Raw genomic sequence first — 21,202 nt, forward strand, 5'->3', positions numbered from 1 at the left:
TCAATCAAAGGAACCTCGCACACTCCGGACGAAATCTCACCGACTTCGCCGTCGTGTGACGGGGCCAAAACAAACTTGGCTGTAAAAATCGAACACGCGCTGTTGAGTTCTCAAGAAGCAACCGCCCTTCCCGTACAAGCACCGGACCTGGGTCCGTGTTGCTCTTCCGTGGAAGGCGTCTGCGTTTCCGCTTTGTTGTGTCTTCACTTTATCAGTGTTTCTGCGACCCGCCAAACCGGCGTTTTCGCGGAATCAACCGACCAGGAGTGGAGAATTCCCGTTTTCCCTCACCGCCCTTCTCAAGGCGACCCCCTGACCCTACCGCCTCCGGGCGCATGCCCGTGACGCTCTGGGTCGGAGTGAAGAAGAGGTGTCGCGCGATCGCGGTCCGGGGCCGAACACGCCCTCAGGGCGCTCGCCGTCCCGCAGCGACTCGTTCGAGTGTAGGCAACAGCTTGGTCGACGTCAAATCACCTGCTCGGCGGGGGGAGGCCCCTGTTCGCAGGCGGTCGCCGCGGTCCTCGACCCCCCACACCGGGGATCGTGTGCGTCCGCGGCTGTTTCGTCGGACGTGGATCGTTCTCCCCCGGTGTGCACGGCTCAAACACGGTTCGGGAGATTTCTCCGCCGGCCTTCGCGGGGAACGCCGCGGGGGCGGCCCGGAACGGACCGCCCCCGGGTGTCGCGGGTGCTCAGAGCATCGCGGCGATCTCGGCCGCCAGCCCGCGGAAGGCGATCCCCCGGTGGCTGATCGCGTTCTTCTCGTCCGGGGCCAGCTCGGCGGTGCTGCGGTTCTCCCCCTCGGGGACGAAGACCGGGTCGTAGCCGAACCCGTTCTCCCCGCGGGGCGCCTCGATCACACGGCCGCGCATCTCCCCCTCCGTCACCACCTCGGTGCCGTCGGGCAGGACCAGGGCGGCCGCGCACACGAAGGCGCCGCCGCGGCGCTCGGGCGGGGTGTCCGCCAGCTGGTCCAGGACCAGCTGCAGGTTGGCCCGGTCCTGGTCCCCCGCACCGAAGCGGCCGGCCCAGCGGGCCGACAGCACGCCCGGCATGCCGTTCAGCTCGTCCACGCTCAGCCCCGAGTCGTCGGCGACCGCGGGCAGCCCCGTGTGGGCGGCGATGGCGCGGGCCTTGAGCAGGGCGTTGCCCACGAACGTGGGCTCGGTCTCGGGGACCTCCGGGGCATCCGGGAAGGCCTCCAGGGACAGCACCTCGGCGCTCACCCCCGCGTCCGCGAGGATGGCGCGCAGCTCGGGCACCTTCTTGGCGTTGCGGGTGGCCAGAACGATCTTCACGATTCCCCCTTCGCCGGCGACTCCGCCGATCCTGGTGCCGTTGAGAACGGTCACTCGGCCAGCGCCTTCTTCTGGAGGACGGTCAGCTCCTCGCAGCCGCCGACCGCGAGGTCGAGCAGCTTGTCGAGCAGCTCGCGGTCGAACGCGGCGCCCTCGGCGGTGCCCTGCACCTCGATGAACCTGCCGTCGCCGGTGAGGACGACGTTCATGTCGGTGTCGGCGACGGAGTCCTCCAGGTAGTTGAGGTCCAGCCGGGGCTGGCCCTGGACGACGCCGACGCTGACCGCCGCCAGCGATCCGGTGAGCGGGTTGTTCTTGAGGTTGCGGCGCTTGCGCAGCCACTTCACCGCGTCGGCGAGGGCCACGTACGCGCCGGTGATGGCCGCGGTGCGGGTGCCCCCGTCCGCCTGGAGGACGTCGCAGTCCAGGGTGATGGTGTGCTCCCCCATCGCCTTGAAGTCGACGACGGCGCGCAGGGAGCGGCCGATGAGCCGGGAGATCTCGTGGGTGCGGCCGCCGATCTTGCCACGGACCGACTCGCGGGCGCCGCGGGTGTCGGTGGCGCGGGGCAGCATCGCGTACTCGGCGGTGACCCACCCCTCGCCGGTGCCGCGGCGCCAGCGGGGGACGCCGTCCTCGACGGTGGCGGCGCAGAGCACGCGGGTGTCCCCGAACTCGATGAGCGCGGAGCCTTCCGCCTGGCGCAGCCAGTTGCGGGTGATCGTCACGGGGCGGAGTTGGGTCGGAACTCGTCCGTCAGGTCGGGCCATGGTGAAGAGCGTATACGTGCGCGGTCGCGGCGGTGCCGGGAGCGCGGAAGGCGGGACCGGGCGGGCTCCTCCCCGCGGTCAGCCGCCGACGGCGAACCTGCGGCCGCTGCGGGCCAGGTCGATGGGGCCGCCGTAGGTGGACCGGGCCTCGGCCAGGGTGACCTCGTCGTCGTTCCACGGCACCAGGTGGGTGAGCAGCAGGCTGCGCGCGCGGGCGCGGCTGGCGTGGTCGCCCGCCTCGCTGCCGGTGAGGTGCATGTCCTTGGGGTGGTCGAGGTGGTCCTGGAAGGCGGCCTCGCACAGGAACAGGTCGGTGTCGGCGGCCAGGTCCACGAGGGAGTCGCAGGCGCCGGTGTCCCCGGAGTAGGCCATGCTCGACCCGTCGTGCTCCAGGCGGATGCCGAAGGCCTCCACCGGGTGGTTGACGTGGTCCACGCGGACGGAGAACGGGCCGATGCCCAGGCTCCCGGGGGTGAGCTCGTGGAAGTCGAAGACCTCGGTCATGCCGGGGTCGGGCTCCAGGCCGTACGCCTCGGCGACGCGGTCGGCGACGCCGCCGGGACCGTAGACGGGGATCCGGGGTTTGGCCCCCTCGGGGTGGAACATGCGGGCGACCCAGTACGAGCAGAGGTCGAAGCAGTGGTCGGCGTGCAGGTGGCTGAGGTAGACCGCGTCGACGGAGTAGATGTCGATGTACCGCTGGAGTGCTCCGAGTGCGCCGTTGCCCATGTCGAGGAGCAGGCGGAAGCCGTCGGCCTCGACCAGGTAACAGGAGGCGGGGCTGTCCGGCCCCGGGAAGCTCCCGGAGGACCCGATAATCGTGAGTCGCACGTCGTCGTCGCCTTCTCGAAGGGCCGCGCTGCTCCGTGGCACCCCCTCGACCGTGTGCGCGGAGTACGGATGGCGGCTGGTTCAGCGGTTGTCCCGTTGTTACGGGTCTACCCCAATGCCCGGCCGGGTGGTACAAAATGTGTTCTGCATCTCACGCGACCTCCATCACGTGTGAATTTTTCACACCATATGACACATTACGGGCGATTCCTTCTCTCCGTATTACGGTCGCGTTCCGGCGGCGTTCGGCCCGCGCGGGGGCGGCACGCGGCCGGGGCGGCACCCCGTCTCCGGGATGCCGCCCCGTGGTCCGGCGCGGCGGTCAGGCCCAGAGCTGCCCGTCGAGCCGCTCCTCCGCCTCCTCCAGGGTGCCCTCGTAGGCGCCCGTGGACAGGTACTTCCACCCGGCGTCGGCGACGACGAACGCGATGTCGGCGTCCTCCCCCGCCTGCTCCGCCTTGCGGGCCATGCCCAGCGCGGCGTGCAGCGCCCCGCCGGTGGAGACGCCGGCGAAGATGCCCTCCTTGTCCAGGAGTTCCCGGGTCCGCCGCAGGGCGGCGTCGGAGGGCACCGAGAACCGGGTGGTCAGCACCGACTCGTCGTACAGCTCCGGAACGAACCCCTCGTCGAGGTTGCGCAGGCCGTACACCAGCTCGCCGTAGCGCGGCTCGGCGGCGACGATCCGCACGTCCGGCTTGTGCTCGCGCAGGTAGCGGCCCACGCCCATGAGGGTCCCGGTGGTGCCCAGCCCCGCCACGAAGTGGGTGATCCCCGGCAGGTCCGCGAGGATCTCGGGGCCGGTCGTCTCGTAGTGGGCCCGGGCGTTGGCCGGGTTGCCGTACTGGTAGAGCATCACCCAGTCGGGGTGCTCCGCGGACATCTCCTTGGCGACGCGGACCGCCTCGTTGGACCCCCCGGCCGCGTCGGAGAAGTGGACCTCGGCGCCCCACATGGCGAGGAGCTGCCTGCGCTCGGCCGAGGTGTTCTCCGGCATGACGCACACCATGCGGTAGCCGCGCAGCTTGGCGACCATCGCCAGGGCGATGCCGGTGTTCCCCGACGTCGGCTCCAGGATGGTGCAGCCGGGGGAGAGCAGCCCGTCCTTCTCCGCCTGTTCGATCATGTGGAACGCGGCGCGGTCCTTGATGGACCCGGTCGGGTTGCGGTCCTCCAGCTTCGCCCACAGCCGGACCCGCGGTGAGGGCGAGAGCCGGGGCAGGCCGACGAGCGGCGTGCCGCCGAGGGAGTCGAGCAGGGAGTCGTAACGCATGGGACGGGCCTAGCGGCTTCCGCCGGCGACGGCGGGCAGGACGGTGACGTTGTCGCCGTCGGAGAGCTCCGCGTCCAGCCCGCCGACGAAGCGCACGTCCTCGTCGTTGAGGTACACGTTGATGAAGCGGCGCAGCTTGCCGTCGTCCACCAGGCGCGCGCCGATGCCCGGGTAGCGGTTGTCCAGGTCGGTGAACAGCTCGCCCAGGGTGGCGCCGCTGCCCTCGACGACCTTGGCGTCGCCGGTCAGGTTGCGCAGGATGGTGGGGATGCGGACCTCGATGGCCATAGGTGTGTCTTCCCGTGAACGTGGTGGATGTGCGTACAGTCCCAACAGGGGTCCTCCCGCGGCCATTCCGCGGGTCCCGCCGGGTCGGCCGGTGCTACCGGCCGGTCGGGGCTCCGGTGACCTCGACCGGTTCCTCGGTGATCTCGCCGTCCAGGATCCGGTAGGAGCGCAGTTCGGCGGTCTCGGGGTCCCGCGTGGACACGAGCACGTAGTGCGCGCCGGGCTCGGAGGCGTAGGAGACGTCGGTGCGCGAGGGGTAGGCCTCGGTGGCCGTGTGGGAGTGGTAGATCACGACGGGTTCCTCGTCGCGGTCGTCCATCTCCCGCCAGACCTTCAGCTGTTCGAGGGAGTCGAACCGGTAGAAGGTCGGGGACCGCTCGGCGTTGATCATCTCGATGAACCGCTCCGGGCGGTCGGAGCCCACCGGGCCGGCCACGATGCCGCAGGCCTCGTCCGGGTGGTCGCGGCGGGCGTGGGCGACGATCTGGTCGTAGATCGAGCGATCAATCCTCAACATGCCTCCCAGGGTATCGGAACAAATTTACCTACCAACCGAATGGGTATTGTTAGCGTAGGCCGAGGTCACCCCGGGCGGGATGGGGCAGGTCGGCGTCGGGCCGCGAAGGCCCACGGATTAGTCTCGTACCCATGAACGAGCAAGGCGGCAGTGCGCTGCTGACCGACCACTACGAGCTGACGATGCTCCAGGCCGCCCTGCACAGCGGTGCGGCGGACCGGCCGTCGGTCTTCGAGATGTTCGCCCGGCGGCTGCCCGAGGGGCGCCGCTACGGCGTCGTGGCGGGGACCGGACGCTTCCTCGACCTGTTGGAGCGGTTCCGCTTCCGCACCGAGGAACTGGACTTCCTGTCGGACAACGGCGTGGTGGACGACACCACCCTGCGCTGGTTGTCGGAGTACCGGTTCTCCGGCAACGTCTGGGGCTACGGCGAGGGCGAGGCCTACTTCCCCGGTTCCCCGATCCTGGTGGTCGAGGGCACGTTCGCCGAGGGGGTGATCCTGGAGACCCTCGCGCTGTCGGTGTACAACCACGACAGCGCCATCGCCTCCGCGGCGAGCCGGATGGTCGTGGCGGCCGGCGGACGGCCGCTCATCGAGATGGGGTCGCGCCGCACCCATGAGGCGGCGGCCGTGGCCTCCGCGCGCGCCGCCTACCTCGCCGGGTTCGCGACCTCCTCCAACCTGGAGGCCGGGCGGTCCTACGGGGTGCCCACCGGGGGCACCGCGGCACACGCCTTCACCCTGCTGCACGACAGCGAGCGGCACGCCTTCTCCGCGCAGCTGGAGTCGCTGGGGAAGCGGACGACGCTGCTGGTGGACACCTACGACGTGGAGCGCGCCGTGCGCACCGCCGTCGAGCTGGCCGGGTCGGAGCTGGGCGCGGTGCGCATCGACTCCGGCGACCTGGGCGCGACCGCGGGCCGGGTGCGGGCGCAGCTGGACGCGCTCGGCGCCGGCGAGACCCGGATCGTGGTGACCGGCGACCTCGACGAGCACTCCATCCAGGCGCTGGCCGTGGCCCCCGTGGACGGGTACGGGGTGGGTACTTCCCTGGTGACCGGTTCGGGCGCGCCGACGGTCTCGCTGGTGTACAAGCTGGTGGCCCGGGCGCGCGGCACGGAGCCCGGCCTGCCGCTGGAGCCGGTCGCCAAGCGGTCCGTGGGCAAGCCCAGCCGGGGCGGCCGCAAGTGGGCGCTGCGCCGGCTCGACGACAAGGGGCTCGCCGTCGCCGAGGAGGTGTTCCCCTACGAGCCGCAGGAGGCGGTGGGGACCCGCCCGGTGCTGCGGCCGCTGGTGGAGGCCGGCGAGGTGGTGGGCGCCGAGAGCGTGCACGACGCCCGCGACCGGCACCGCGCGGTGGTGGCCGAGCTTCCCGAGCAGGCGCTGCGGATGTCGCGGGGCGACGCCGCGCTGCCGACCGTGTTCCATTGACCGAGGGTGTTGCAGGCAGTGTTGCTGGAAAGGGAGGTGCCGGTATGACCAGGGCGCTCATCGTGGTGGACGTGCAGAACGACTTCTGTGAGGGCGGGAGCCTGGCGGTGGCCGGGGGTGCCGCGACGGCGGAGGCGGTCACCGGACACGCCCGCTCCGGCGGGTACGACCACGTGGTCGCCACCCGCGACTACCACGTCGACCCGGGGTCCCACTTCTCGGAGGAGCCGGACTTCGTCGACACCTGGCCGCGGCACTGCGAGGTGGGCACGCCCGGGGCGGAGTTCCACCCGGGGTTCGACGCCTCGCTGGCCGAGGAGGTCTTCAGCAAGGGCCGCTACACGGCGGCCTACAGCGGGTTCGAGGGGACGGCCGACGGCGGGGCGACGCTGGCGGACTGGCTGCGCGAGCGCGGGGTGGACGAGGTGGACGTGGTGGGCATCGCCACCGACCACTGCGTGCGGGCCACCGCGCTGGACGCCGTCCGGGAGGGGCTGCGCACGCGGGTGCTGCTGGGCCTGACCGCGGGGGTCTCCCGGCCGACCGTGGACGCGGCGCTGGAGCGGCTGGCCGGGGCGGGCGTGGCCCTGGAGGGCGAGCCCCGGGTCGGCTGACCGCCCGCGCACATACGGGGGGCGGGGCCGGACGGCCCCGCCCCCCGGTGCCCGTCGGGCTCAGGCGACGCCGATGGCGGCGCGCACGCGGTCCAGGACGGCGCGGGCGCGCTCGCGGGCGCGGACCGACCCGGCTTCGAGGATGTCGTCGATCTGCCGGGGGTCGGCCATCAGCTCCTCGTAGCGCTCGCGCTTGGGTCCCAGCTCGGCGTTGACGGCCTCGAACAGCTCGTTCTTGAGGTCGCCCCAGCCCGTCCCGCCCCGCTCCAGCCGCTTGCGCACGTCGGCGACGGTGTCGGGGCCGACGAAGTGGGTGAGGAGCTGGAAGGGCACCGAGGTGTCGGGGTCCTTGGGGTCCTCGACCGGGGTGGAGTCGGTGGGGATCCGGCGGATCGCCTTCTTGAGCTTGTTCTCGGGGAGGAAGAGCGGGATGTGGTTGTCGTAGGACTTGCTCATCTTGCGGCCGTCGACGCCGGGGAGGATGCTCGCCTCGCTGTCGTCGATGACGCCCTTGGGCAGGGGGAGGGTGTACCCCTGCCCGCCCTGGCCGTAGCGGTTGTTGAAGTACCCGGCGATGTCGGCGGTGTACTCGATGTGCTGGGACTGGTCGCGGCCCACGGGGACGTGGGTGGCCTCCATGATGAGGATGTCCGCGGCCATGAGGATCGGGTAGTTGAACAGCCCCATGTTGACGCCGGCGTCCAGGTCGGTGATCCCGGCCTCGTTGTTGCGGTCGCGGGCCGCCTTGTAGGCGTGGGCGCGGTTCATCAGGCCCTTGGGGGTGAGGGCGGTGAGGACGGTGGTCAGCTCGAAGGTCTCGGGGACCTTGGACTGCTGGTAGATGACCGTCTCGGCCGGGTCCAGCCCGCACGCCAGCCAGGTGGCAGCCCCGGACCGGATGCTGTGGCGGAGCTCGTCCGCGTCCTTGACGGTGTTGAGCGCGTGGTAGTCCGCCACGAAGTAGTACGTGTCGTAGACCTTCGCGGCCGCCAGGGCCGGTTTGATCGCGCCGACGTAGTTGCCCAGGTGGAAGTCGCCGGTGGGCTTGATCCCGGTCAGGTAGGTGTTCGCTGCCATGCCTCCAGCCTAGCGGCGCGCCCGCGCGGAGCCCCCGCGCGGGCGTGCCGCTCCGCCTGGAGCGGAGCTTCGGGCCGGTCGAGGACACGGTGCTGTTCCGGGTGGAGCCGATCCTGCGCGGGCTGCTCGCGCTCTGACCGCGCCGGGGCTCAGAGGCGCTGGGGCGAGCGGAAGGCGGCCCAGTGCTCGGCCATGCGGCGGGACTGCCCCTCCGTGAAGTGGGTCATGCAGTCGTCGTCGCTGTAGTCCATGAAGTTGGTGACCGGGTCGAGTCCGGCGCGGTGCGGGCAGGAATCGCGGCCCTCCGGGCAGCCGGCGGCGGCCTCCCGCTCGTAGGGGGTGTCGGCGACGTAGTCGCCCGGGGTGGTGCAGCCGTTCTGGAAGGTGTGGAACAGGCCGAGCCAGTGGCCGACCTCGTGGGTGCCGGTGTGGCCCAGGCCGAAGCGGTCGCGTCCGCCGCCGGGCAGGGTGTCGTGGGCCAGGACGACGCCGTCCTGGTCGGGGGCCGCGGCCTGGTCCTGCGGGAAGCTGGAGAAGCCGAGCAGGCCGGAGCCGAGGTCGGCGGTGTAGACGTTGAGCGTGTCGGCACCGCCGCTGTGCAGCTGCGAGCGGATCTCCTCGCTGTGGGCGTTGAAGTCGGAGAACCAGTCGTCGTTCTCGTGGCGCGTGACCTCCGAGAGGGTGAAGCGGAAGCCGGTGTCGGTCCCGGCCGGGTCGTACCCGCCGGCGTAGGCGGTGTTGAGGACGTCGATCTGGTCGTCGATGCGGGCGTCGCTCACGTGGCCCCGGCCGTCGGCGGCGGAGATGACGTGGACCACGACCGGGACGGCGTCCGGCGGCGCGATGTCGTGGGAGCGCAGGGAGCGCAGGGCCTCGCGCAGCCGCTCGTCGTAGCCGGCGGCCTGTTCGGGGGTGAGCTCCGCGCTGTCGCCGCCGCGGACCGCCCCCGGTTCGGCGAGGCGGGCCACCGTGCCCGGCGGGCAGTCGGGCCCCGCGTCCGCAGCCGCCCGCGCGTGCACCGCCCCGGCGGGGTCGGGCAGGGCGGTGCCCCCGACCACTCCGGTCAGGGCGAGCCCGCACATCACCAGTCCGGTCCAGAGCGCGGCCGTCCCGCCGCGTGCGTTTCGTCCATTCACATCACGGACTGTAGTGAAATGATTACTTATAGTCTTCGACTCGTGTGCGAACTTGCGAATTGTTTGCCCGAAAAAGCCCCGGCCGCGGACCCCCCGGGTAGGGGGTCCGCGGCCGGGGCCGGGGCGCGGGCTACTTGCCCCCGACCGCCCAGACGCGGAGCTTGGCGATGCGCTCGCGGATCTGGTCCGGGGTGGCCTGGGCGACCGGCGGCCCGCCGCAGGCGCGGCGCAGCTCGTTGTGGATCACCCCGTGCGGCTTGCCGGTGCGGTGGTGCCAGGCGCCGACCAGTCCGCTCAGCTCGCGGCGCAGTTCAGCCAGGACCTCGTGGGTGGGGCCCTCCTCCCGGACGGGCTCCTCCTTCTTCCGGGCCTTGATCTCCCCGGCCTTGAGGTCGTCCTTGCGCTTGCGCAGCAGCTGGGCCACCTGCTGGGGCTCCAGCAGGCCGGGCAGCCCCAGGAAGTCCTCCTCCTCGGAGGAGCCGGGGACGCCGCCGTACTCGTTGCCGTCGTAGAGGGCGCGGTCGAACTCGGCCGACGCCTCCATCGTCTCGAACGGCAGCTCCTCCCCCGCGTCGGGGGTGTCGCGCTTCTTGCGCGCCTCGGTGAGGAGGTCCTCCTCCGGGTACTCGTCGTCCTCGGCGGGGGTGCGGTCCAGGACGTGGTCGCGCTCGCGCTCCATGTCCCCGGCGAACTCCAGCAGGTTGGGCACCGAGGGCAGGAACACCGAGGCGACCTCGCCGCGCTTGCGCACGCGCACGAACCGGCCGATGGCCTGGGCGAAGAACAGGGCGGTGCTGGTGGAGGTGGCGTACACGCCGACCATCAGCCGGGGCACGTCGACGCCCTCGGACACCATGCGCACCGCGACCATCCAGCGGTCGTCGCCCGCGGCGAACCGGGAGATCTTCTTGGAGGCGGTGGGGTCGTCGGACAGCACCACCGTGGCGCTCTTGCCGGTGAGCTGGCGGATGATCCGCGAATACGCGCGCGCGTTCTCGTGGTCGCTGGCGATGACCAGGCCCCCGGCGTCGGGGTGGGTCTTGCGGACCTCGGTGAGCCGCCGGTCCGCGGCCTGGAGCACGCGCTTGATCCAGTCGCCCTTGGGGTCCAGGGCCGCCCGCCAGGCCTGGGAGAGCGCGTCCTGGGTGAGCGGCTCGCCCAGGCGGGCGGCCAGCTCGTCCCCGGCGCGGGTGCGCCAGCGCATCTCGCCGGAGTAGGCCATGAAGATGACGGGGCGCACGACGCCGTCGGCCAGCGCCGGCCCGTAGCCGTAGCTGTAGTCCCAGGAACAGCGGCGCACCCCGGCCGCGTCCTGGACGTAGTCCACGAACGGGATGGGGTTGATGTCGGACCGGAAGGGCGTCCCGGTCAGGGAGAGCCGCCTGGTGGCCGGTTCGAACGCCTCGCGGGCGGCCTCGCCCCAGGACAGGGCGTCGCCCGCGTGGTGGACCTCGTCGAAGACCACCAGGGTCTTGCGGGCCTCGGTGCGGTTGCGGTGCAGCGCCGGGTGCGCGGCGACCTGCGCGTAGGTGACGGCGGCGCCGAGGTACTGGCGGCCCAGGGCCCCCTGCCCGTTGCGGAAGTCGGGGTCGATGGGGATGTTGAACCGCGCGGCGGCCTCGGCCCACTGCTTCTTGAGGTGCTCCGTGGGGCAGACGATGGTGATGGAGCGGATGACGTGCTGCTCCAGGAGTTCGCTCGCCAGGGTGAGGGCGAACGTGGTCTTGCCCGCCCCGGGCGTGGCGACCGCGAGGAAGTCCCTCGGCCGGCGGCGGAAGTACTCCTCGAACGCCTCCCGCTGCCAGGCCCGGAGCCCGCTGAGGCGGCCCTCGGCCGTGGTCTGCGTCACCGTCATGCGTTTCGTCCCCCGATACTCACCTGGTCGAGATTAGCGGGCCGATCCGACCGGACAGGGTCGGCTTCCCGTGGTGCCGCGCACACCGGCGGGCGTCGGCACGCCCCCGCGAACACCCACGAACGCCCGCGCACGGGCGCATACGGGCCCGAACACACAGGAGCCCCGCGGGCCCGAACACGCGTCGGAAGGGCCCGCGGGGCGCGCGTGTCGCGCGGGTGTCACTCGGTGGTGTCGGACTCCTCCGGGGCCCCGGAGTCCGCGGGGGCCCCACCGGACTCGGCGGCCCCCTCCGCCCCCGCTCCCCCGCCCGCGCCCTCGATGTCGACGGCTCCGTCGTTGAAGGGCATGTAGGGGGAGATCGCCGGGAACGCGAAGAACCACAGCAGGGCGGCGGCCCCGACCAGCAGGCCGAGCGCCATGATGAACTTGGAGATCCAGGGTCCGGGCAGGATGCGCCAGATCAGGCCGTACATGCGGGTCTCCTCACTCGCTCGCGGCGGCGGCCTGGGGGGCCATGTGCGCGATCGACTCGGGCATGCCCTCCGCCTTGGGCGTGGTCTCGACGAGCTCGCCCCAGACGATGAGGCGGTGCGTGTTGTTCAGCTTGGGGGCACAGGTGGTGAGGGTGATGATGGCCCTCTCGGGGTCGGTCTCGCCCGCGCCCTCGACGTCGTCGAACGGGTCGGGCTCGATCACCCACACGTCGGTGGGGAGGACCGTCTCCTCCCTGAACACCTCGTAGGTGTAGAAGTTCTCGCCGTCCTCCAGCACCAGGACGTCGCCGTTGTCCAGCAGGTCGACGTCCCAGAACAGGCCGGGGGTCCGGTGGGCGGCGACGGCGTAGTTGCCCGCCTGCCCGGGGCTGCTGGGGTACTCGGTGTAGTGGCCGGGGCTGTAGCGGATGTCGTCCTGGGTGGTGCCGTTGACGACGACCCAGTCCAGGTCCAGCGAGGGGATGTACAGGCGGCTGTCGGCGCTGCCGGGCAGGGGCTCGGAGTCGGGCCCGCGCTCGTCGGTCACGGCCCAGGCGTCCTCCAGTCCCTGGGCGAGGCCCTGCTGCTCGCGGTCGGTCTCCCACTGGGAGCCGTACACCTCGTACCCGGCGTAGAAGAGCATGAGGAGGCCGGCGGTCAGCAGGATCTCGCCGACGAAGCGGACGACGCCGCGCACCACGTCGCCGGGTGTGGTCCGGCGCCGGGGCGGGGGTTTGCGGCGGCGGCCGCCGGAGGAGCGGCGGCGGCCCTCCCCGGCCCCGGGGTCATCCTGTGGCTGTCGTTCCGTTGTGGACACCAATACGACCTACTCCTGTGGACGGCTCGCGTGTGCTCCGTGGACCTACCGGAGGGGCACGACCAGCGGGATCCCGGTCCTCGGATGCGGCAGGACCTCGACCTCGTGCCGGTAGACGGCGCTGAGCAGGGGTGCGGTGAACACTTCAGCGGGAGGGCCCTGCGCGGCGATCCGTCCCTCGGAGAGTATCGCCACACGGTGGGCGTAGGCCGCCGCAAGCCCCAAATCGTGCAGGACCACGATAACCGCCCCGCCCCGTTCCGCGAGCGTGCGCGCGATGGTGAGGACGAGTTCCTGGTGGTGGATGTCGAGGGCGGCGGTGGGCTCGTCGAGCATGAGGAGCTGGGCGTCCTGGGCCAGGACGCGGGCGAGCATCACGCGCGCCCGCTCGCCGCCGGACAGGGTGGGGAAGCGGCGGTCGGCCAGGTGGGAGATACCGGTGCCCTCCATGGCGGCGGCGACGATCTCGTCGTCCTGGGCGGGGTCGCCGAGCCCGGCCCAGGGGGCGCGGCCCATGGCGACCAGCTCGGCGACGGAGAACGGGAAGCTGACCGCGGCCTCCTGGGGCAGGACGGCGCGGCGCAGGGCGAGTTCGGGCGGGGTCCACTCGTTGAGGCCGCGGTCGAACAGGCGCACCGCACCGCCGTCGGCGCCGCGCTCGGGGCCGGCGGCGAGGTCCCCGGACACGGCCCCCAGCAGGGTGGACTTGCCGGCGCCGTTGGGGCCGACCAGCGCCACCAGCTCCCCGGCGCGGACGGTCAGGTCCACGCCGTCCAGGAGGGCGCGCCCGCCCCGGCGGACGGTGACCCCCTCGGCCCGTACGACGGGGTCGCCGGCGGCGACGGGGGCGGGGCGCGCGGGCGGCCGGGACAGGGGGGCGATGGCGGCGCGGGCCCGCCGTCGAAGGGTGGGGATCACGACCAGCCTCCCTGCTTGGAGCGGGTGCGGTAGAGGAGGTAGAAGAAGAACGGCCCGCCGAGCGCGGCGGTGACCACGCCCAGGGGGATCTCGGCGGGGGCCGCGGCGGTGCGGGCCAGCAGGTCGGCGGCGAGCAGCAGCAGGCCGCCGCCCAGGGCGCTGGCGGGCAGCAGGACCCGGTGCCCGGGCCCGGTGACCATGCGGACGATGTGCGGGACGACCAGTCCGATGAAGGCCACGATCCCGGCGAAGGCCACGGCCGCGGAGGTGAGCAGGGCCAGGGCGGTGATGAGGACCAGGCGCATGCGCTCCACGTCCACGCCGAGGTGGCGGGCGGGCCCCTCCCCCAGGGCGAGCAGGTCCAGGCGGCGCGCGTAGATCGGGATGACGACCATCCCCGCGATCAGGCAGGGCACGATCGCGGCGACCTTGGACCAGGTGGCGGTGGCCACGCTGCCCAGCTGCCAGAAGGTGATGGTCTGGATCTCGGCGTCCTGCGAGAAGTTGGTCATCAGGCCGATGGCGGCCCCGGCGATGGCGTTGACTGCGATGCCGGTGAGCAGCAGGGTGACCACCTCGGTGCGTCCGCGCGAGCGTGCGAACACGTACACGAACAGGGTGGTGGCCAGGCCGAACACGAACGAGGACGCGATGATCGTCCAGTGGCCCAGGACGGTGGCCCCGGTGAAGATGACCACGATGGCGCCCACGGCCGCGCCGGAGGAGACGCCGATGACGCCGGGTTCGGCCAGGGGGTTGCCGAAGATGCCCTGCATCATGGCCCCGGCCACGCCCAGGGCGGCGCCCACGGTGACCGCGAGCACCACGCGGGGCAGGCGCACGTCCCACAGGACGGTGTGGGCGACCCGGTCGGGCAGGGGGGCCGCGACCCGGATGCCGACGGCGTCGAGCATCGAGGCGGCGACCTGCCCGGCGGGGATGGTGTAGGCGCCGACCCCGGCGGCGACGACGGAGACGACGACCAGGCCGGCGGTCAGGCCGCCCAGCAGGAGGGCGGCGCGCAGGCGGCGCAGGGCCCGCCCGGTGGGCGGCGGGGCCGCCGGGCCCGGGGCGTGCCGCTCGGAGGGGTCGGCCGCGGTCGCCTCTCCCGCGGTCACGAGCCCTCCCCCGACCCGAACGCGGAGAGCTCACCGGCCAGGGCGGCGATGACCTGGGGGGTGCGGGGGCCGAAGTTGAGCAGCACCCCGTCCTCGAAGTCGACGACGGCGCGGTCGCGTCCGGCGGGCGTCTGGGCGACGCCGGGGATCTCGACGAGGCCGTCGATGCCGCCGACGGATTCCAGGCCCTTGGTCATGACCAGGATCACATCGGGCTGCGCGGCGATGAGGGCCTCGGTGGTGATGGGGGTGAAGGGTGTCTCCAGGCCCATCTCGACCCCGGCATCGCGGGCGCCGACCTCGGCGAGCATCGCGTCGGCGCCGGACCCGGGTCCGCCGATCAGGTAGACGCCGGCGGTGCCGCGCAGGTAGAGGAAGGCGACCAGGGGCGAGCCGACGGAGCCGGAGGAGTCCTCGCGGACGCCGGTCATCTGGGCCCGGGTGCGCTCGACCAGGGCGGTGCCCGCCTCGGGGACGCCCAGGGCCCGGGCGACGCGCTCGAAGCGCGGGTACATCTCGTCGAAGGACCACGCCTCCTCGACGATGACCACGGGGATGCCCGAGCGCTGGATCTGCTCGATGGCCTCGGGCGGCCCCGTCTGGGTGTCGGCGAGGATCACCGTGGGCTCCAGGGCCAGGACGCTCTCGGCGGAGACCTCGTGCCCGCTGGTCACGACGGGCAGGTCGGCGGCCTCGTCGAAGGTGGCGGCGACGTCGCGGCCCACCACCCGGTCCCCCAGCCCGAGGGTGAAGACGATCTCGGCCAGGCTCCCGGTGAGGGGCAGGACGCGGGAGGCGTCCGCGACCTCGACCTGCTCGTACTCCAGGGGGTCGGTGCTGGTCCGGTAGGGGTCGAGCACGACGGAGTCGACGGTCACCGGGAGCTGCTGGACGAAGTCCTCCTCCAGGGGCTGGAGGCGGTTCTCGGACAGCTCGGGGATGTCCCCGGCGCCGCCGGAGGAGGTGTCGGCCGGGGCCGGTCCGGCACCGCCGGAGCAGCCGGTGAGGGCGAGCGCGAGGGCGCAGGCGGCGGCCAGGGCCCGTCCGCCGCGCCGGGGGCCGCGTGCGTCGGTCCGGGGGGCGGCGGGGGTCCGGCCCGGACGCCGGTGGCCGGGGGGTGCGTCGGCGGGCGGCCGGGGGTCGGTACGGGGCATGGGGATCGCTTTCGGGTCGGACCGGGGTCGGTTGTCGCCGGGAGCGGGGAGGGACGACACCGACTTTTATGACACCTCGTCACCATCTTGACAAGCCCGATGCTTCGGTGTTCAACTGTTCCGGTCGCGGACTCCGTGTTAGGTAAGGCTCACTTCGCAAAGGTAAGCGTAACCTAAAAAAGAATCCGCACGTCACGCGGGTCACCCCTTCAACGCACAGACCCGCACGAACCCCGAAGGCCCCTGATGCAAGCAGCGGTTTCCCACCGCCCGGCCACCGGGCGGCGCCGGGGCGGGTCCCTCCCTCCCCTGGCCGTCGCCGCGGCCGCGGTACTGATCTCCACCGCGCTGCCCGTGGCGGCGTACGCAGAGCCGGCCCCTCAGGAGGAGGCCGGACACCCCCGGATCACCACCGTCGACCGGACCGAGGGGCTGGACCCCGAAGGTGACACCGTCACCGTCTCCGGGATCGGCCACACCCCCGGATCCGTCATCGAGATCGCCACCCTCGCCCTTCCCCCGGAGGCGGCCGGCGCCGCACCGCAGGAGGGTGGCGAGGCCGTCACCGACACCGAGAACACGGTGGAGGTGCGGGTCGGCGAACACGGCGCCTTCAGCGCCGCCCTCGTCACCGGAGCGGCGTTCGCCGCCGCGGCCGGGCTCGACGCGGCGGACGACGCCTTCGAGATCCGCCTCGTCGAGGTGGATCCGGCCGACCCCGCGGCCGAACCCGTCACCGGCACCTGGGGCGGAGACGCCCCCGCCGCGGACGCCGGGGACGCCGGGGAACCGGTCCGGGCCCCCGGGGCCGGCATGAGCGCCCCCGTGCTCGCCCCGGCCTCCCCCGCGGCGGCGGTCGTGGGCCGGATCCCGGTCGCCTTCGCGGTGCCCGAGGCCGCCCCGGTCCCGGAGTCGCGGCCGCAGACCGCCCCGCAGGCCCTGGCGGGGGCGCCGCAGGCGCCCGCCCCCCGAGAGCCGGGGAACCCGAGGATCACCGTCTCCAAGACCGAGGGCCTCGACCCCGCCGGGGAGACGGTCACGGTCACCGGCACCGGCTACGACACCTCCAAGGGCATCTACGTCGCGCTGTGCGACACCGCCGACGCCGGCCCCACCCGGGCCCCGACGCCGTGCATCGGCGGAGTGGACATGGACGGCTCCGGCGGCGCCTCCGCCTGGATCTCCAGCAACCCGCCCCCCTACGGCGAGGGCCTGGCCGTCGCCTACAGCGGCTCCGGCACCGACGGCGGCTTCAGCGTCGAGATCACGGTCAAGGCCGACGACGGCACCACCGACTGCAACGACCCCGGCGTCGAGTGCGCCGTGGTCACCCGCAACGACCACACCCGCTCCAGCGACCGCGGCCAGGACCACTTCGTCCCGGTGTCCTTCTCCGACGGCCCGGGTTCCGGAGGCGACGGCGGCGGGGGCTCCACGGGCGCCGGCGACGGCGGTTCCGGCAACGGAGGCTCCGGCAACGGCGGCTCGGGGGGTTCGGGCGGCTCCGGCAACGGCGGCGGGGGCTCCGGCCCCACCACGAACCTGCCCCGCACCGGCACCGAACTGACCGTCCTGGTCCTGGCCGCCGCCGTGGCGGCCGCGACCGGCGCCTTCGCCCTCTTCGCTACCCGGCGCCGCCGCACCCCGGGGACCGACGCCCCCGACGCGGCGTCGGCCTGACCCACGCACCCCACTCTCCATGACGGGCCCGTGCCCTCGCCGGCACGGGCCCACGGGCCCACGGGCCCACGGGCCCAGCATCCGCCGCCCCGCCCCCGGACCCCCGGGATCGGTCACCGTCTCCTCTCGATGATGGGAATCGACGCACATGACCCTGACGTCCACGCACGGCGCCACCGCGAACCGCGGTGCGCTCCGCACCCTCACCTCGGCCTCCGCCGCCGTCGCCCTGGCCGCGGCCCTGGTCGCGGTCTCCGCCCCCGCGGCATCGGCCGCCGCGGACCCCGTCTCCGGCGGCTCCGCCGTCTGGGGTGTCAAGGAGTCCTTCCGCAACTACGTCTCCGGGCCCATCGCGGGCGGCGGGTACGCGGCGTCCGACGGCGCCACCCGGCTGAGCAGCGGCCTGATCGACTTCCCCACCGCCGGCGGGGACGTCGACGGGACGTTCTTCATCTCCGGCGAGGTGGAGTTCTCCGGCACCGTGGTCTTCACCGGCCACGACTACGGCCAGGGCGCCGTACTGGAGGTCCGCCTCTCCGACCCCCGCGTGGAGTTCGACGGCAGCACGGCCACGGTCTACGCCGACGTCACCAGCCGCGAGTTCCACGGGGCGAACCCCGCCCTGCCCCCGGGCGACCTGGTCGCGTACGGCGAGGTCGCCGTCGCCGACCTGACCGGGGTGAACGTCGACGTCAGCGGCACGGAGCTCGACTTCACGTCCGCCGCGGGCACGCTGCACGCCGACGCCGTCGAGCCCTTCGCGGGCTTCTACAGCGCCGGCACCGCCGTCGACCCGCTGTCCTTCACCACCGACGTCTCCTAGCCGTCCCGACCGGGGGAGGGACGGGCCCGCCGCTCCCGCTCCGCCCGGGTCCGCCCCTCCCCCACCACCCCCCGCCGCGGGTGCCCGGAACCACCGGGCGCCCCCTGCCATCCCCCTCACGATTGGAACCGACGAATCCCATGACCAGCACGACCAGCAGCGGCACGCGCGGGAGAGCCCGCCGCGCGCTGCGCGCCCTCACCGCCTACGCGGGTGTGGCGGCCCTGGGCGGGACCCTCGCCGTGGCGAGCGCCCCGGCGGCCTCCGCCGACGAGGTGCTCCAGCTCTCCGGCGGCTCCGCCACCTGGGGTGTCAAGGAGTCCTTCCGCAACTACGTCTCCGGGCCCATCGCCCACGGCGGGTACGCGGCGTCCGACGGCGCCACCCGGCTGGGCAGCGGCCTGATCGACTTCCCCACCGCCGGCGGCACGGTCTCCAAGGAGGACGCCTCCGGTGAGGTGGAGTTCTCCGGCACCGTGGTCTTCTCCGGCCACGACTACGGCCAGGGCGCCGTGCTGGAGGTCCGCCTCTCCGACCCCCGCGTGGAGTTCGCTCAGGACACCGCCACGGTCTACGCCGACGTCACCAGCCGCGAGTTCCTCGGCGCGAACCCGAACAACCCCCCGGGCGGCCTGGTCGAGTACGGCGAGGTCGCCGTCGCCGACCTGACCGGCGTGGAGGTCGACGTCGAGGGCGAGGACCTGGTCTTCACCTCGGCCGCCGGCACGCTGAACGAGGAGGCCGTCGAGCCGTTCGCGAACTTCTACACCGCGGGCACCCCGGTGGACGCCCTCGCGTTCACCGCGGGCATCGACGACGCCGGGCAGAACCCCGACCCGGTGCACGACCCGCGCGTCACGGTCGCCCCGACCGCCGACCTCGACCCGGAGGGCGACAGCGTCACCGTCAGCGGCACCGGCTTCCGGCCGGGCTCGGGCGTCTACGTGGCGCTGACCGCGATCCCACAGGCCGCCGACTCCTACCCGGCCCACTGGTACGGCTCGGGCGTGTGGCTGCGCGGCGACACCGCGCCGGACGCCCGGGGCGCCTTCAGCACCCCGCTCGACGTGGTGGGCGCCTTCGACAAGGGCGGCTCCTCCTACGACTGCCTGGAGACGCAGTGCTACGTCGCGGTCTTCAACGACCGCAACGACCTGGCCAACCGCGACCAGGACGTGTGGACCCCGGTGTCCTTCGCCACGGAGACCGACCCGACCGACGAGCCGACCGACCCCACCGAGGAGCCGACCGACCCGACCGACCCTGAGGGCCCGCTGACCGTGCACAACGGCCGCGCCGACTGGGGCGTGCGGGAGTCGTTCCGCACCTACATCGTGGGCAACATCGCCAAGGGCACGATCGAGACCGAGAACGGCGCCGGCCGCAACGACGACGGCACGTTCTCCTTCACGAACGGCTCGGGCGAGGTCGACCTGGAGGCGTCCACCGCCGACATCGGCTTCGAGGGCACCGTCCTGTTCCAGGGCCACGTCTACGGTGACGACGACCCGCTGCTGTACATGACGGTCGAGAACCCGCGCGTGGTCATCGAGGGCGCCGAGGGCGTGCTCTACGCCGACATCGTCAGCAAGTCGCTGTCCGACGCGGAGCTGGTCACCTACGAGGGCGTCGCGTTCGCGGACCTGGACCTGTCCGGGGTCCAGTACGACCTGACCGACGGCGTGCTGGGCTGGGAGCCGATCCCGGCGACCCTGACCGCCGAGGGCGTGCCCGCCTTCGCCGACTTCTACGGGGCGGGCGAGCAGCTCGACCCGATCACGCTGACCGTCAGTGTCGACGAGGACGTCAAGGTCCCCGGCGGCGGGGGCGGCGGCAACGGCGGCAACCCCGGCGGCGGGGGCGGCGGCAACGGCGGCAACCCCGGCGGCGGGGACGGCGACGGTGACGGTGACGGCGGCACCAAGCCGCCGGGCCTGCCCAACACCGGTGTCGCCCTGGCCGGCCTGCTCGCGGCCGCCGCGGTGGCCGTCGGCGCGGGCGGCGTGGCCGTGGCCGCGTCCCGCCGGCGCCCGGCGGGCGGGGACGCAGAGGACACGCAGGAGTAGCGGAGGCGGGGGCGCCCTCCCCGGGGCGCCGCCGCCCTTCCCGGGGGCCCGCCCCGCGCCGGTCGGGCGCGGGGCGGGCCCCCGGATACGCGTCAGGGCCCCGGTGCCGAGCACCGGGGCCCTGACGCGTCGCGGGGACGGCCGGGGTTCAGGCCATCATCTCCTCGTAGATCTTCTTGCACTCGGGGCAGACCGGGAACTTCTTCGGGTCCCGGTTGGGCACCCAGACCTTTCCGCACAGCGCGATCACGGGGTTGCCGGTGACCGCGCTCTCGGTGATCTTGTCCTTCTGCACGTAGTGGGAGAACCGCTCGCGGTCCCCGCCGTCGTGCGAGGTGTCCGGCTTGGTCTCACTGTCCGGCAGGACCTTGTTGAGGACGTCCATCGACATCGTTCTCACCTTTCGAAGTCTGTGTTCCACGGTATAGGGTGCCGCGCCCCGGCCCGCCCTCAGTTCAGGCCGGGATCGTCCGGGTAGGTCGACAGCAGCGCCAGGTCGCCGCCCTGGCGGCGCAGCACCCGCGACCACAGCCCCTCGGGGTCGGTGGTGAACACGTCGGCCGCGACCGCGTCCAGGACGTACCAGGCCCCCTGCCCGATCTCGCCGTCCAGCTGCCCGGCGCTCCACCCGGCGTAGCCGGCGAAGACGCGGAACCCGTCCAGGGAACCGCCGTTCGGCGGCGCGGGGTCGTCCAGGTCGACCACACCGACGCCCACCAGGGCCGCGGCGGGCCCCAGACCCTCCAGCGGGGACCAGCCGGGCGGCGGCCCGTCCGGGCCCGCCGCCCCCAGCGCGATGCCCGAGCCGGTGCCGACCGGGCCGCCGGAGAACATGACGGCGGGCTCGCTGGCCAGCACTCCCCAGTCCACGACCACCTCGGCCACGGGCAGGCCGAGGGGGCGGTTGAGGATCACCCCCAGGGTGCCCTCGGGGGTGTCGTCCACGACGAACACCACCGAACGGCGGAAGGAGTCCTCTCGCAGCATCGGCGCGGCCACCAGGAGCCGCCCGGTCTTCGTCGGCTGGTCCATGCCACACCCCATACCCCGGAACAGGAACC

General features: G+C 73.1%; 21 protein-coding genes. 5 read left to right on the top strand and 16 right to left on the bottom strand.

Translation table 11 applies throughout. From position 1 onward, the window contains the following. Window positions 1-692: 692 nt before the first annotated feature. The 6 genes from rdgB to BUE45_RS13460 all read right to left on the bottom strand — a co-directional run bounded on the left by rdgB (window position 693) and on the right by BUE45_RS13460 (window position 4,974). On the bottom strand, window positions 693-1,298 hold the full coding sequence (rdgB, locus tag BUE45_RS13435; RefSeq protein ID WP_073379869.1) for an RdgB/HAM1 family non-canonical purine NTP pyrophosphatase: 606 nt from the start codon (window positions 1,296-1,298) through the stop codon (window positions 693-695). 50 nt (window positions 1,299-1,348) lie between these two features. Beyond that, complete coding sequence (gene rph, locus BUE45_RS13440; RefSeq protein WP_073379610.1) at window positions 1,349-2,068, bottom strand: ribonuclease PH; 720 nt, start codon at window positions 2,066-2,068, stop codon at window positions 1,349-1,351. A 78-nt stretch (window positions 2,069-2,146) separates the two neighbouring features. After that, window positions 2,147-2,899 (bottom strand): MBL fold metallo-hydrolase, encoded by a 753-nt coding sequence (locus BUE45_RS13445; RefSeq protein ID WP_073379612.1) that lies wholly within the window; start codon window positions 2,897-2,899, stop codon window positions 2,147-2,149. 322 nt (window positions 2,900-3,221) lie between these two features. Further along, window positions 3,222-4,169 (bottom strand): PLP-dependent cysteine synthase family protein, encoded by a 948-nt coding sequence (locus tag BUE45_RS13450; protein ID WP_073379614.1) that lies wholly within the window; start codon window positions 4,167-4,169, stop codon window positions 3,222-3,224. Window positions 4,170-4,178: 9 nt separating this feature from the next. Continuing rightward, window positions 4,179-4,457, bottom strand: coding sequence for a MoaD family protein (locus tag BUE45_RS13455; protein WP_073379616.1), 279 nt, complete (start codon window positions 4,455-4,457; stop codon window positions 4,179-4,181). 94 nt (window positions 4,458-4,551) lie between these two features. Beyond that, on the bottom strand, window positions 4,552-4,974 hold the full coding sequence (locus BUE45_RS13460; RefSeq protein WP_073379618.1) for a M67 family metallopeptidase: 423 nt from the start codon (window positions 4,972-4,974) through the stop codon (window positions 4,552-4,554). 131 nt (window positions 4,975-5,105) lie between these two features. Here BUE45_RS13460 and BUE45_RS13465 point away from each other — a divergent pair, with 131 nt between their 5' ends. Beyond that, window positions 5,106-6,407: a nicotinate phosphoribosyltransferase gene (locus BUE45_RS13465; protein ID WP_073379620.1), complete on the top strand. Its 1,302-nt coding sequence runs from the start codon at window positions 5,106-5,108 to the stop codon at window positions 6,405-6,407. Window positions 6,408-6,451: 44 nt separating this feature from the next. Further along, window positions 6,452-7,021 (top strand): nicotinamidase, encoded by a 570-nt coding sequence (locus BUE45_RS13470; protein WP_073379622.1) that lies wholly within the window; start codon window positions 6,452-6,454, stop codon window positions 7,019-7,021. A 60-nt stretch (window positions 7,022-7,081) separates the two neighbouring features. Here BUE45_RS13470 and BUE45_RS13475 read toward each other — a convergent pair whose 3' ends face one another. The 8 genes from BUE45_RS13475 to BUE45_RS13510 form a co-directional block, all read right to left on the bottom strand. Then, the gene (locus BUE45_RS13475; protein ID WP_073379625.1) at window positions 7,082-8,098 is read right to left on the bottom strand and encodes a tryptophan--tRNA ligase; all 1,017 of its coding nucleotides are present in this window, start codon (window positions 8,096-8,098) and stop codon (window positions 7,082-7,084) included. A 149-nt stretch (window positions 8,099-8,247) separates the two neighbouring features. Then, a complete protein-coding gene (locus BUE45_RS13480; protein WP_073379627.1) occupies window positions 8,248-9,180 on the bottom strand; it encodes a zinc metalloprotease in 933 nt (310 codons plus the stop codon). A gap of 184 nt (window positions 9,181-9,364) precedes the next feature. After that, complete coding sequence (locus BUE45_RS13485; protein WP_073379629.1) at window positions 9,365-11,089, bottom strand: DEAD/DEAH box helicase; 1,725 nt, start codon at window positions 11,087-11,089, stop codon at window positions 9,365-9,367. Between the two features lie 221 nt (window positions 11,090-11,310). Beyond that, on the bottom strand, window positions 11,311-11,565 hold the full coding sequence (locus tag BUE45_RS13490; RefSeq protein ID WP_073379631.1) for a hypothetical protein: 255 nt from the start codon (window positions 11,563-11,565) through the stop codon (window positions 11,311-11,313). A 10-nt stretch (window positions 11,566-11,575) separates the two neighbouring features. Beyond that, complete coding sequence (locus BUE45_RS13495) at window positions 11,576-12,385, bottom strand: class E sortase (RefSeq protein WP_178378529.1); 810 nt, start codon at window positions 12,383-12,385, stop codon at window positions 11,576-11,578. Window positions 12,386-12,427: 42 nt separating this feature from the next. Further along, window positions 12,428-13,297 carry a heme ABC transporter ATP-binding protein gene (locus BUE45_RS13500; RefSeq protein ID WP_245833187.1) on the bottom strand — a complete coding sequence of 290 codons (870 nt, stop codon included), beginning with the start codon at window positions 13,295-13,297 and terminating at the stop codon, window positions 12,428-12,430. Then, window positions 13,297-14,418, bottom strand: a complete 1,122-nt coding sequence (locus tag BUE45_RS13505; protein ID WP_073379634.1) for a FecCD family ABC transporter permease — start codon at window positions 14,416-14,418, stop codon at window positions 13,297-13,299. Before BUE45_RS13505 ends, BUE45_RS13500 begins: the two co-directional genes overlap by 1 nt. Continuing rightward, window positions 14,415-15,572, bottom strand: coding sequence for a heme/hemin ABC transporter substrate-binding protein (locus tag BUE45_RS13510; RefSeq protein ID WP_073379636.1), 1,158 nt, complete (start codon window positions 15,570-15,572; stop codon window positions 14,415-14,417). Before BUE45_RS13510 ends, BUE45_RS13505 begins: the two co-directional genes overlap by 4 nt. Window positions 15,573-15,818: 246 nt before the next feature. On the opposite strand from BUE45_RS13510, the gene BUE45_RS13515 reads away from it, so the two are divergent. The 3 genes from BUE45_RS13515 (at window position 15,819) to BUE45_RS13525 (ending at window position 20,141) form a co-directional block, all read left to right on the top strand. Beyond that, complete coding sequence (locus BUE45_RS13515; RefSeq protein ID WP_073379638.1) at window positions 15,819-17,252, top strand: LPXTG cell wall anchor domain-containing protein; 1,434 nt, start codon at window positions 15,819-15,821, stop codon at window positions 17,250-17,252. A 148-nt stretch (window positions 17,253-17,400) separates the two neighbouring features. After that, window positions 17,401-18,075: an HtaA domain-containing protein gene (locus tag BUE45_RS13520; RefSeq protein ID WP_073379640.1), complete on the top strand. Its 675-nt coding sequence runs from the start codon at window positions 17,401-17,403 to the stop codon at window positions 18,073-18,075. 140 nt (window positions 18,076-18,215) lie between these two features. Continuing rightward, entirely contained in the window at window positions 18,216-20,141 is a 1,926-nt protein-coding gene (locus BUE45_RS13525) for an HtaA domain-containing protein (RefSeq protein ID WP_073379642.1), read from the top strand. A 148-nt stretch (window positions 20,142-20,289) separates the two neighbouring features. On the opposite strand, the gene BUE45_RS13530 is transcribed toward BUE45_RS13525, so the two are convergent. Both BUE45_RS13530 and BUE45_RS13535 read right to left on the bottom strand, forming a co-directional pair. Beyond that, window positions 20,290-20,532, bottom strand: coding sequence for a DUF3039 domain-containing protein (locus BUE45_RS13530; protein WP_073379644.1), 243 nt, complete (start codon window positions 20,530-20,532; stop codon window positions 20,290-20,292). Window positions 20,533-20,591: 59 nt separating this feature from the next. Then, window positions 20,592-21,173: a YqgE/AlgH family protein gene (locus BUE45_RS13535; RefSeq protein WP_073379646.1), complete on the bottom strand. Its 582-nt coding sequence runs from the start codon at window positions 21,171-21,173 to the stop codon at window positions 20,592-20,594. Window positions 21,174-21,202 lie beyond the last annotated feature (29 nt).

The sequence above is a fragment of the Nocardiopsis flavescens genome, from assembly GCF_900141985.1.
Taxonomy (GTDB): domain Bacteria; phylum Actinomycetota; class Actinomycetes; order Streptosporangiales; family Streptosporangiaceae; genus Nocardiopsis; species Nocardiopsis flavescens.